The 11,452-nt window shown below is 46.3% G+C and carries 11 protein-coding genes; 1 reads left to right on the top strand and 10 read right to left on the bottom strand.

Going from position 1 to position 11,452, the window contains the following annotated elements; all coding sequences use genetic code 11:
* The 10 genes from IID12_07625 to folE form a co-directional block, all read right to left on the bottom strand.
* Positions 1 to 1,238 (bottom strand): TolC family protein (locus tag IID12_07625; GenBank protein ID MCH8288959.1); only part of this gene is annotated, 1,238 nt, incomplete at its 3' end.
* A 205-nt stretch (positions 1,239 to 1,443) separates the two neighbouring features.
* The gene (locus tag IID12_07620; GenBank protein ID MCH8288958.1) at positions 1,444 to 2,634 is read right to left on the bottom strand and encodes an MFS transporter; all 1,191 of its coding nucleotides are present in this window, start codon (positions 2,632 to 2,634) and stop codon (positions 1,444 to 1,446) included.
* Positions 2,635 to 2,751: 117 nt separating this feature from the next.
* Complete coding sequence (rplS, locus tag IID12_07615) at positions 2,752 to 3,099, bottom strand: 50S ribosomal protein L19 (protein MCH8288957.1); 348 nt, start codon at positions 3,097 to 3,099, stop codon at positions 2,752 to 2,754.
* 28 nt (positions 3,100 to 3,127) lie between these two features.
* The gene (gene trmD / locus IID12_07610) at positions 3,128 to 3,817 is read right to left on the bottom strand and encodes a tRNA (guanosine(37)-N1)-methyltransferase TrmD (protein ID MCH8288956.1); all 690 of its coding nucleotides are present in this window, start codon (positions 3,815 to 3,817) and stop codon (positions 3,128 to 3,130) included.
* A gap of 4 nt (positions 3,818 to 3,821) precedes the next feature.
* Positions 3,822 to 4,370, bottom strand: a complete 549-nt coding sequence (gene rimM, locus IID12_07605; GenBank protein ID MCH8288955.1) for a 16S rRNA processing protein RimM — start codon at positions 4,368 to 4,370, stop codon at positions 3,822 to 3,824.
* 27 nt (positions 4,371 to 4,397) lie between these two features.
* A complete protein-coding gene (rpsP, locus tag IID12_07600) occupies positions 4,398 to 5,633 on the bottom strand; it encodes a 30S ribosomal protein S16 (protein ID MCH8288954.1) in 1,236 nt (411 codons plus the stop codon).
* Between the two features lie 21 nt (positions 5,634 to 5,654).
* A complete protein-coding gene (gene ffh / locus IID12_07595) occupies positions 5,655 to 6,992 on the bottom strand; it encodes a signal recognition particle protein (protein MCH8288953.1) in 1,338 nt (445 codons plus the stop codon).
* 133 nt (positions 6,993 to 7,125) lie between these two features.
* Positions 7,126 to 7,584 (bottom strand): thioredoxin-dependent thiol peroxidase, encoded by a 459-nt coding sequence (gene bcp / locus IID12_07590; protein MCH8288952.1) that lies wholly within the window; start codon positions 7,582 to 7,584, stop codon positions 7,126 to 7,128.
* On the bottom strand, positions 7,574 to 8,266 hold the full coding sequence (locus tag IID12_07585; protein MCH8288951.1) for a 7-cyano-7-deazaguanine synthase: 693 nt from the start codon (positions 8,264 to 8,266) through the stop codon (positions 7,574 to 7,576). The genes bcp and IID12_07585 overlap by 11 nt, the downstream gene beginning before the upstream one ends.
* 27 nt (positions 8,267 to 8,293) lie before the next feature.
* Positions 8,294 to 8,842: a GTP cyclohydrolase I FolE gene (folE, locus tag IID12_07580; GenBank protein MCH8288950.1), complete on the bottom strand. Its 549-nt coding sequence runs from the start codon at positions 8,840 to 8,842 to the stop codon at positions 8,294 to 8,296.
* A 358-nt stretch (positions 8,843 to 9,200) separates the two neighbouring features.
* On the opposite strand from folE, the gene IID12_07575 reads away from it, so the two are divergent.
* On the top strand, positions 9,201 to 11,372 hold the full coding sequence (locus tag IID12_07575; GenBank protein MCH8288949.1) for a hypothetical protein: 2,172 nt from the start codon (positions 9,201 to 9,203) through the stop codon (positions 11,370 to 11,372).
* The last annotated feature ends 80 nt before the right edge of the window (positions 11,373 to 11,452 follow it).

Below are 11,452 nucleotides of genomic sequence, written 5' to 3'. Positions count from 1 at the left end.
ACTATGGATGTCAATCCGATAACCACTTCTTTCACCTGACTTCGAAGTTGTGAGATTTGTACGTCGGTCCTGTTAATATTCGATTTCGCACTGTTGTTTCCCAATGGAACACTGAACTGAAGCGCTACCAATGCGTCTGTCTTTTCCAATCCAAAACTTCCACCCAAACCCTCGTCCAATTCTTTTTTACTTATTTGAGCGACCAAGCCTAAATTCGGTTTAGCGGTCTCTTTGAACCCCCTTCGGGCGAGATTTAACTGTCCAATACGAATATTAAGAATTCTAACAATTCGTGAGTCTGACTCAATTTTTGCGCTGACTTCATCCAAAGGCGGAAGAGGTTCCGTAATGTAAAGTTCATACTTGGGGGTTATGTTATCGTAATCATTTTGTTGAGTAAGGACAGCCAACTCGGCTTTCAGTCCCTTTAACCGTGATTCAGTCAGGAACAAGTTCTGCTCCGCGATCCGGACAGCGTCGCCCGCACGGATTAGATCGACCTTTTCAACAAGATTGGCTTTTCTTTTACGCTCGGTTCGTTCGAGCTCGGTTCTGCTTAGGTTGAGGCGCTCTTCAATTATATTCCGTTGTTCGACAAGGAATACCCAGTTAAGAAATTTACTTGCGGATTCTGTAAGAAAGTTTTCCTCATTTTCAAGAGCATTGATCTCTGAGGCGTCAATATCGAATTGCATGAGATTATATTGCAACCTGTCGAGGAAGCCTTTTCGATTTTTCATAAGAGGGTGGATGTAAGTAAGAGCTACTTCGCTTTGATACCAGTCGGTGGGGAAAGCTGCAAATTCTGGTAAATCCGGTAGGGTAAATTTCAGGCTTGTTGTAGTAAGAGTTGTTGATAATCGCCCACCCGTACGCCAAAATATTTTCTCTATGCCACCGTTAAAGGAACCGCCGATCGTCTTATCGGGACCGGAAAAATTTATGACAGGCTCTTTGGAAAAGTAGCCGATAGAAGTAGCAAAGTTCCAGTCTTGAACTCCCGCTAAACTTTTTTGCTCTGTTCGAAATATTTCAGAGGTCAGTTTTTCTTTTTCGAACAATGGGTGTTTTTCTTTCAGCTGGTTTAGAAACTCTTGTAACCCGATAGATTGAGCCTGAAGTTCATCTGAAGCTACCGTACTTTCCTGTCCGTAAGCTACCGTCACTCCAACCATAATCAGAAGTGCAACAGCAACGAGTCTATTGTGAAACTTGGAAACATTTCGCTTATATTTCATTTCATTACTCCGTTGAGTCGTTAATTTAAGAACGATTTCAAAAGATAGGTTTAGCGGTAATTTTAGTCAATTACATTGTGTGGCAGTCAGTCCGTCAGCTGACTGATTCGTCAAGACGAAGATCACGGTCTTGCTCAAATAAATTGTGTCGAACGCCGTAGGGGACGCAGATCTGCGTCCCTTACATCCCAAAGAACGAGAAGGGTCAGGAGATTGTTTTCCTTCTGCGTTCGAGAACAGTCAGCCACCAGGTTAGTCCTATTCCGATAGGGGCAATGAGACCGAGGAATATGAATACATCGCCTATCGAACTTCGTTCGGCAATATAACCGCAGATGGTCGGAGCGAACGAACCCAAGCCGAATCCGATTGCTATATTCAAACCATATCCCTTTCCTCTGCTTTTCATGGAGATATATGTCGCTAACAGCGTGTTACCGGCCGGTTGTCCGGCAAATATGAAGATCGTCATCACGAACGCCGATAAAATCAGGGGATATTGACTGAAAGTTCCCATAAGGAGCAAGGCGGGCGTTATGAACAACCAGAGAACTATAAGGACACGGGTCAGCGAATACTTTTCGGCTGCGCGTCCGCCAAGCCATTGACCAAGCATCCCTACAAATAGCGCTGCTGCTGTAACGCTGCCTCCGATCACTATAGGGTCGACACTTTCCCACAGAGTCACTCCGTAGGAGAAAAGATACGGCATAAAAGTCAACGCCCCACGATAGATGAATCCGAACACTACCGAGGTTAGGAAAAATATTATTACTTCCGGGAAAAGTGTTTCCGGCTCATTCTGGTTGGCGCTGTTATCACTCATTTTCTTTTTTGTGACCGGAAAAATGATAAAATATATAGCCGCTATAACGGATATTATGCCAAAGAAAAAATATGCGTCCCGCCAATCGCCTGTGCTGGAAAGCATACCGGCAATTAGAGGTGCTCCGGCAAGCCCGATATTTCCGAAAATCCCATGATATCCGAGAGCTCTGGGCGTGTTCCTGATTTTCATTGAAATCAGCGCAAGACCGGCTGGATGATATAATCCCGTAAATCCTCCGAGAAATAGAAGTCCCATAGCGAGAACTGAATAGCTGTGCGATAATCCGATCACAACGGCAGCTGCTCCGGACCCGACAAGGCATATCAACACGAGTCCCCGTGAACCGAATCGGTCGGTCAGCCATCCTGCGGGGATAGCGCCGAGTCCGAACATCAGGTAGGAGATCGTACCGAGAAAACCTGCTTCGGTGACGCTTAAATCAAATTCCTTCATTATCGGCAGAAGAACAGCCGGATATATCAGCATAAAGGCGTGAACAAGAGAATGCGCCGTAGAGGCAAATCCCAGCGTCTTTATCTCTTCTTTATTTAGCTTTTTATCTTCCAAGCTGCGGTTACTCTGAATATTATCGGATGAAATATAAATCGCCGCCCTGAACTCATTATCAAAAGCGGCAAGTAAAAATCAAGATGAGCTTGCGTTCAGGACATCAGGAATCAGAAACTAATTATCCCTTTTTTCAGCGATGCGGGCCGCTCTACCGCGAAGTTTGCGCAGATAGGTGATCTTCGCTCTTCGGACCTTCCCGCTCTTAATCTTTTTTATTCCCATTATGCTTGGCGAATGCAGTGGGAATATTCGTTCTACTCCTACTCCGCCGGAGACCTTCCGAACGGTAAATGTTTTATTCAAACCTTCCCCTCGAATCTGAATCACGACGCCCTCAAATTTCTGAGTCCTCTCTTTTTCCCCTTCCCTGATCCTGACATCAACTTCGAGTGTATCTCCTGCTTTGAAATCAACAATATCATCTTTCATCTGAGATTTTCCGAATTCGCTGACCTTGTTCATATCAAAACTCTCCCAATTATAAATCAAATTAACTCTTATCACCACGCAGGAGATCGCTTCGTCTTTCTCTGGTTCTTTGCAATCTCATATCATCTTTCCAGCGCCTGATCTTTTCGTGATCGCCGGACAGGAGTATCTCCGGTACTTCCATGCCTCTGAAGTTTGCCGGTCTCGTATAGTGCGGTACGTCTAACAATGGGTGAGAAAAGGAATCCGTTTCGGCTGATTCAGGATCGTTTATCGCGCCATCCAACAACCTGACGATCGAATCTATGATTACAAGCGCCGGTATCTCTCCCCCAGAAAGCACATAATCCCCGATTGATATCTCATCGGTCACCAATGATTCGACGACTCTTTCATCAACACCCTTGTAGTGACCGCAAATAAATACAAGCTCCTTTTCCTTCGACAATTCTTTCGAAAGCTCCTGATCGAGCTTTACACCCGAAGGGGAAGGCAATATAACTTTTAGATTTGCATTAACGCCGGAAAATTCGCTTTCAAACGCCTCAAAAATAGGCTCCGCCAACATGACCATTCCCGGTCCACCGCTAAAGGGATAATCATCTATTTTTTTATGAGGGCCTTTTCCAAATTCCCTCAAATCTATCACGTTGTATTCGACAATACCGTTAGAACCCGCGCGCCCCAATATGCTTGTGCTGAGCGGTCCGGAGAGAATTTCCGGAAACGGTGTTATGATAGTTATTTTCATGCTTTCAGTCTATTAGCCCGTCAATCACGGCGATCATCACGCGCCCCGTGTTCACGTTCACTTCTCTTATATACTCGTGGACTGCCGGCACCAGAAACTCATTTTTGCCTCCCGATATGACGTACACGTCGTGTGCGGGATAATTGAGCACTTCACTTATTTTTCCGAGAATCGTGCCCTCTGTATCCACGACTTCCATACCGACAAGGTCCTCCGCGAAATACTCGTCTTCTCCCGGCTGATATGCTGCTTCTTCGGGAACCAGCAGTTTTGCGCCGCGCAAAGCTTCGGCGGTGTTCCTGTCGTCAATTCCATGCAGTTTAATGGTAAGTTTCGAGCCTTTCCAGGTTGTTTTTTCTATGGTATATAACGTTGAGGGAGAATCGTCGATCTTTAAATAGATGCTTTCGAGGTTCGCAAGATGCGCCGGGTGCGCTGTGAGCAAGCCAATCTTCAATTCTCCTTTTAATCCTTTGGCTCCCTGGACTGTGCCCACAAAGCCATGCTCGCTTGAAAAATCAATATTTTCCATTCCGTCTATCTTCTCTCCCATATCGGTTCGTTACTTTTTGCTGTCGTCCTATGACTCGGTTTTTTTCGGTTTAGCTTTTGCCGGTTTTTTCGCTGCCGGTTTCTTCTTCGGCTCTTTTTTTGCAGACTTGGAAGGCTTTTTCGGAGCCGCCTTTTTCAGTTTAGGTTCAGCCTTCTTTTTCGCCGGAGCTTTCTTCGCTACGGTTTCTTTCTTTTTCACAGGTTTAGCCGGTTTATCCTTGACTTCTTCTTCCGCTGCTGCTTCTGTCAGCTTTTCGGTCGTCTCAGCAGGTTCCTCCTCAATCGCTTCGTCAGTTTTTTTCTCTTCTTCCGGTTTTTCTTCCTCGGCAACTACAGCCGAATCCTCAGTTTTTTCAACTTGAGCTTCAGCCTCTTTTTCCTTCTCCGCCTCTTCTACCGGTTCTGCTTCTTTTGCTTCTTCAACCGATTCCCCGGTATCTTCCGGCGGCGTCTCCGGTTCTTCATCCTTAGATGTCTTATCTTCCGGTTCCTCCGGTTTTTCTTCCGTGACTTCCGCCTCTTCCGGTTTTTCTTCAGCTACTTCTTCTTTAACTTCTGCCTTTTCTGTTGCCGTTTCTTCAACATCCTCCGTCGTTTTTTCTTCCGCTTTCGGCTCCTCGGGTTCGCTCGCCTCGACCGTTTCAGCAGCCGGTTCATCCACAGCTGCAGCTTCGCTCTTCTCGGCGTCTACTTTCTCAGCTACTGCTTCCTGTTCCGCTTCAACGACAGCCTCGCTCGCTTCTGAAACCTCCTCCGGAACTTTTTCTTCTTCTTTAGCTTCTCCGGGTTCCGCTATAGCGGCTTCTTCCTCGACTTCAGCTTCTACGACTTCTTCTAATTTAGGTTCGCCGACCGCCTCTTCGGCTTCAACGGCTTTTGCCGTCATTTCCGCTTTCTTTTTCTTCTTCTTGGCGGATTTATCTGCCTTCCTTTGCTGCCGGAGATCATGGGACATCGCCCACTTCTGCATCTCTGCTTCTATTTCACTCTCGGACACACCTTTTTTGATCAACTCATATTTAAGAAGCAGTCCATGATTTTTCATTAGCGAGTGGAACGCTTCAGTCATTTCTGCTCCGGCGCCGATCCAGTAAAATACCCGTTCCTCGTTGATCACCGCCGTCGGCGGGTCGAGCCGTGGATTAAAGTGACCGAGCGTTTCTATGAATCTCCCGTCCCGTTTTGACTTAGCATCCGCCGCCACGAGGCGAAAATGGGTCTGCTTTTTCTTACCCGTTCTTCGAAATCGTAACCTTACCGCCAATTAAACCTCCTTCTGAAATTGTTACGCTGTAAAAACACCCGGTCCGGGAATACCCATGTTCTTAGGTAATTTTCCCGATCCGAACAGTTTCATCATTTTTTTCATCTGTGCAAATTGTTTCAGGACTTTGTTAACGTCATTCAACGATGTCCCGCTGCCCTTTGATATCCGCTTTCTCCTGCTGCCGTTTATGATACCCGGTCTTATCCTTTCATCCGCCGTCATCGAGAGAATTATAGCTTCGGTTTTGACTAACGCTCCCTCGTCTACGTCCAAATCTTTTACCTTATTTCCGATACCCGGTATCATCCCCACAATGTCACCGAGGGGACCCATTTTTTTGATGCTTCGAAGCTGACTTAAAAAGTCCTCTAAAGTGAACGTCTGACTCTTCAGTTTTTCTTCTATCTTCTTAGCGCTCTCCGTATCGACAACGGCTTGCGCCTTTTCAACCAATGAGACAACGTCCCCCATGCCGAGTATTCTTCCCGCCATGCGGTCCGGGTGGAAGAGTTCGAGAGCATCGAGAGACTCTCCGGTTCCTGCGTAAATTATCGGCTTTCCGGTCGCCGCGCGGATAGAGAGCGCAGCGCCGCCTCTGGCGTCACCGTCAAGTTTCGTCAGCACGACCCCGTCATAACCGACTTCATCAGCAAACACAGTCGCGGCGTTTACCGCATCCTGTCCGCTCATGCTGTCGGCTACAAACAGTGTTAACCCGGGTTGTACTTCATTTTTGATGAGTTTCAATTCCTGCATCATCTCTTCGTCAATTTGAAGTCTTCCCGCTGTATCAATAATTACGACGTCATTGCCCTTCTTTTTCGCTTCCTTCATAGCATCCCGGGAAAGTTTTACGGGACTCTGGCTCTCATTCGCATATACATCGATTTCGATCTGTGAACCGAGTTGGCTCAACTGCTCCACCGCGGCGGGTCTCTGAACGTCGGCGGCAACCAGCAGCGGATTTTTGCCCGATTGCTTCAGCCTGTTGGCGTATTTGGCTGCAAAAGTGGTTTTTCCGGAGCCCTGTAAACCGATTATGAGCGCTGCGTGCGGAGGGCTGCCTTCAAATACCGGTTCCTTTAAGTTCGTTCCCCCCATAAGGTTTATCAGCTCATCGTATATTATTTTCACGAACTGCTGACCGGGAGAGATAGACTTGACGACCTTCTCTCCGAGAGCCTTCCTTTTTATATTCTCCGTAAACTCCTTGGCTATCTTGTAGTTGACGTCGGCTTCAAGGAGGGTACGACGAACCGAACGCAGTGTTTCTTCCACGTTCTTATCCGATATCTTCCCTAATCCACGGAGCTTTCTCGATATTTCCGTAAACCGTGTGCTAAGTTGCTCAAACATATTCTATAACTCACTCATAGCCGGGTATTTTACCATACTCAATGATGTCTTGCAAGTCTTTTTATCCTCCGAATTTATCTTTTTGAGTAGGGTTCGAAATATTATATCAAAGCAGTATAACAGGTGCTCGTGATCATTTTATCAGTTCAAGGATCTCCTTGCTGTGATCTTTAGGTTTCACCTTTTCATAGATCATTTCAATTTTCCCTTCGGCGTCGATCACGTAGGTATTGCGGAATATGCCCATATACTTCCTGCCGTACATGCTCTTCTCCCCCCACGCTCCGTACTTCTCCGCCACCGAATGATCTTCATCAGAAAGGAGCGTGAAAGGGAGATCGAACTTTTCGGTAAACTTTTTGTGAGATTCCTCTCCGTCCCGGCTTACACCGAGAATCACAGCGTCTTTCTCCTGATAAAGATCATAGTCGTCTCTAAAATTGCACGCCTCGACCGTACATCCGGGCGTATCGTCTTTAGGATAGAAATAAAGGATCACTCTCTTTCCCTTCAATCCGGTGAGACTGACCTCTTCTCCATTCGTATTCTTCAGATTAAAATCCGGCGCTTTGTCTCCAATTTTAAGAGCCATCTATCTCCTCGCTTTCTATTTTAATATTATATCCTACTTCCTTGAACGCGCTCTCCCTTGCGGCGCATTTTATGCATATCCCGCATGCCTTTCCATGAACGGGAGCAATGCAAGAAAGAGTAAGCTGCAGAGGGAAACGCGCTCCCCTCTTTATTACGTCTTTCTTTCCCAAATTGAGCAGAGGCGCGTAAACCCGGACGTTACGGCGCAGTTCATTTGACAGCTCCTTTTCTATCTCAGCAAAAAAGTCCGGCTTCCCATCCTCAAAGGGATTATCCGCAGTCGTTCCGATGACTAAACTCAGCGGCGCTGAACCGTTTCCTATATTCGCCCCTTCGGTAAGGAGCATCTTGTTCCTGCCGGGAATTCTCAGTTCACTCGCATCTGACCCAGCTTTCGGATACCCGGCTCCGCCATAAGCCCAATGTTCGTTTAATGCGGACTGCTCCCTCCTCACAACGACCAGACTATTTGACAACCCGACCCGCAATGCTTCAAGGAAATTCTTTGCTGCGGATAATTCTTCTTCCTCCCAACGAGTCCCCGTAGAAATATAAACGGGAACCGGATCAAGATCAGATTCTGTCGTTTCCCCTATAAGCAGAGCGCTTTCTATCCCCCCGCTGAATAAAATCCGCAATTCTCCGTCAGCCTCAATTTCTTTCAGGTAATCTTGAGTCATGAAACAAAGCTGCGATAAATTAAGAGGTTATTTATCCGAGTTCAGCATTGAGAGGTATTCGGACCTTGTCTTTGAATCGGTCTTGAACTTTCCGAGCATCGAGTTGGTTATAGCTACCGTGTTCTGTTTTTCGACCCCTCTCATGACCGTACAGAGATGAGTCGCTTCGATGGTCACAGCAACTCCGAGCGGATTTACGGCGTCGTCAATGGCTGTTGCAATCTGCATGGTCAGCCTTTCCTGAACCTGCAGCCTGCGCGCGAATATTTCTACTATCCTCGGTATTTTACTCAAACCCACAATCTTTCCGTCGGGAATATACGCTACGTGGCATCGTCCGAAAAAAGGGAGTAGGTGATGCTCGCAGAGGCTGAAGATATCGATGTCGCGGAGTATGATCATCTCGTCGAATTTTTCCTCGAACAGCGCTCCGTTCAATACTTCCTCGACGTTTTCCTTATACCCTTTTGTAAGAAACTTAAACGACTCGGATACTCTCGCTGGAGTTTTTAAAAGTCCCTCCCTCTCCGGGTTTTCTCCGATTATCTCAAGAATTTCTTTTATCAGTTTTTCCAATTAATTGCATCCCTAACTTTCATTTAAAATCATTTACTCGTATCTAATCTCCGATAAACAGATCAGTATAATGTAAACCAAATTACATATATTAAGGGAGCTAAAATTTAGATTCCCTCATGCGTTCAAATTTACCGGCGGGTTTATCGGAACTATGCGCACTTGATTTAGTAAAACGTTTGAGATATATTTGATTAATCAACTTGAGGAAAGACGGAAAACTGCTACAGAGATATAACTGAATCATTATACATAGTGGAGGAGGAATGTTTCTGTTGCAGGTTGTTTGCAGACTACGGATAATAGACCGCATATTCTTTTCATATTTTTCAATTAGCGTAAGAGAAAGAAAGATCTCGTGATCACGCTAATTCTTCTGTTGCTTCTTCAAATTGTGCCTCGTTCTGCCAAAGAGGCTGCTCCTGCCAATTCATCAGGCGCCAAACCCTATTCGGTCGAATACCTCGAAGACGGAATAATACTGACACTTAAGCCTGTTTTCAGGGTCAGCAGGAATATTTCCGGGAAGATTCATCTCTCGTTTTTAGGCGAATCGGACGTCAGCGGAGGCGCCGGCGAGCCTTCTCTGCCTGTGGCAGTTTTCGCCATTGGTGTTCCGGAGGATGCGACTCCTATGATCTCTAACGTAGGGAAAAAGGGGGGACGATTTTTAAAGGGAGAACTCTCCCGTCGTCCCAACCGATTAAAAAGAATCGACGGCATTCCGGTCTTTGAATTGGACGAGACCGGGATAATGCCGTATTCCGAATTGAGTGTTAAAACGGTTAGAATCGAAGATGCCGGATATTTTCGCCAGCAGAGAATATTTAACGTTATCATCGCTCCATACGACCTCTCCAAATCGCCCACCGGCTTGAATTTGTTGAACGAAGTAACCGTTCGGATCGATTTTGGGAGAGCTGTCCGGGGCGGTAGAAGAACAAAATTAATTCCGGCGGAAGAGGAACTTTACCGGACGGCGATCCTGAATTTTGAACAATCCCGTAAATGGCTAAAAGAACATTCCGCTTCAAAATCTCTCAAAAAAGGGACTCAGTCGGGTCCCGGTGATTGGTACAGGATGACGCTTCGCGAGGATGGGATATATAGGATCACCGACTCTGATCTTCAAGCCTTCGGTGTCAACATCACCGGTACCGCGTTCAACAGGATAAAAATCTTTTCGCCTTATTTCGAAGGAAGGATCATGAACGGGAAAACCGGTGCGGAAGTCAAACCGAATCTCAAGGAAATGCCCGTTTGGCGAATAGACGACAACGCAGACGGGGATTTCGATCCGGGCGATGAAATTCTTTTTTACGGAAAAGGACCCTCGGGATTTGAATATGATACTTCCAAGGCGCAAATCAGATTCATACAAAATCCATACTCAACTGTTTCTGTTTACTGGCTTAACATTGCGCCGGTAGGCGAACCGTCCGGAAAAGAAATGGCGGCGCTGCCATCAGCAGACGGCACGCCGGATGCCGTAGTTACTCGGTACCAGGCTTACCTTCACTATGAGGAAGAGCTCATCAACTTCCTGCGGAGCGGGACCGGATTCTTCGGTGTCAGCCTTTCAGGAACTTTTGAGTCCCGCCAGCTCCCCCTGACCCTCAATAACCTGGTTAAAAGCGAACCTGCCAATTTCAAGATGCGTGTCCGCAGCGGCATTGAAGATAGAGACTTCGGAGGGAGATTCCTGCTCAAGCTGGACGGAACCACAATACTTATTACAAATTATGTAAGATTTTTCCAGCCCACTTTCACTCAGACTACAATTGACGGCAACATACTCAACCCGGGCTTGAATAATTTCACTCTCGAATTTCAGGGAGTTGACAATCCGTCAAAGGGGTATCTGGATTGGCTCGAAATCCGGTACACGAGAGAACTTACCGCGGAATCAGACGTCCTGCATTTCTTCAGTCCGATAAACGATGGAATAATCAGTTACACCGCAAACGGGTTCTCAACAAACGATTTCAATGTTTTTAACGTCTCCAATTTGGAGAAGACATACAGGATTATCCCTTCGTCTGTTACCTCTTCATCACTGACCTGGAAGGAAAATTCAGATTTCGGACAGAGAAGCGAATATTTTGCAGCCACTCCCGCTGAGTACCTGGCTGTTTCCGACGTCGAATTAGTGGAAGGTTTCGATACACCAAAGGCAAGAATAGAAGGATTGCAGGCGGATTATATAATCATAACCCATAAAGATTTCAGGGAATCCGCCGACCGGCTCGCACAATATAGAACGTCCGAAACGGAACCGGACGATAGGTTAAAAACACTGGTTTTCGACGTGGATGACGTTATCAATGAGTTTTCTGCGGGACAGACAGACCCGATGGCGCTCCGGTATTTTATCAAATATGCTTATGAAAATTGGAGCGAACCGAAACCTTTTTATGTCCTCCTATTCGGAGACGGAGATTACGATTACAGAAATATTACGGGAGAATCGACCAATTTCATCATGGCCGAAATCAGCCCAAAAATAAATACTCGTATTATAGGATTTTGAGTGATCGTCAGCAGCTGCTCATACTCCGGCGCATTGACCAAGCCGAGGGGAACGGCAATTCCGAAAATGAAAAACAAGAC

This window comes from Candidatus Neomarinimicrobiota bacterium (assembly GCA_022567655.1).
Lineage (GTDB): Bacteria > Fidelibacterota > SORT01 > SORT01 > SORT01 > JADFGO01.
The sequence above is the reverse complement of the archived record's forward strand: the minus strand, read 5'-3'. Positions and strand labels throughout refer to the sequence as shown.

What these genes read in the sequence shown, in the direction of transcription:
- rplS (MCH8288957.1), bottom strand. Translation starts at nt 3,099, where the DNA reads ATGAACAAGGTCAGCGAATTCGGAAAATCTCAGATGAAAGATGATATT.
- trmD (MCH8288956.1), bottom strand. Translation starts at nt 3,817, where the DNA reads ATGAAAATAACTATCATAACACCGTTTCCGGAAATTCTCTCCGGACCG.
- rimM (MCH8288955.1), bottom strand. Translation starts at nt 4,370, where the DNA reads ATGGGAGAGAAGATAGACGGAATGGAAAATATTGATTTTTCAAGCGAG.
- ffh (MCH8288953.1), bottom strand. Translation starts at nt 6,992, where the DNA reads ATGTTTGAGCAACTTAGCACACGGTTTACGGAAATATCGAGAAAGCTC.
- bcp (MCH8288952.1), bottom strand. Translation starts at nt 7,584, where the DNA reads ATGGCTCTTAAAATTGGAGACAAAGCGCCGGATTTTAATCTGAAGAAT.
- IID12_07585 (MCH8288951.1), bottom strand. Translation starts at nt 8,266, where the DNA reads ATGACTCAAGATTACCTGAAAGAAATTGAGGCTGACGGAGAATTGCGG.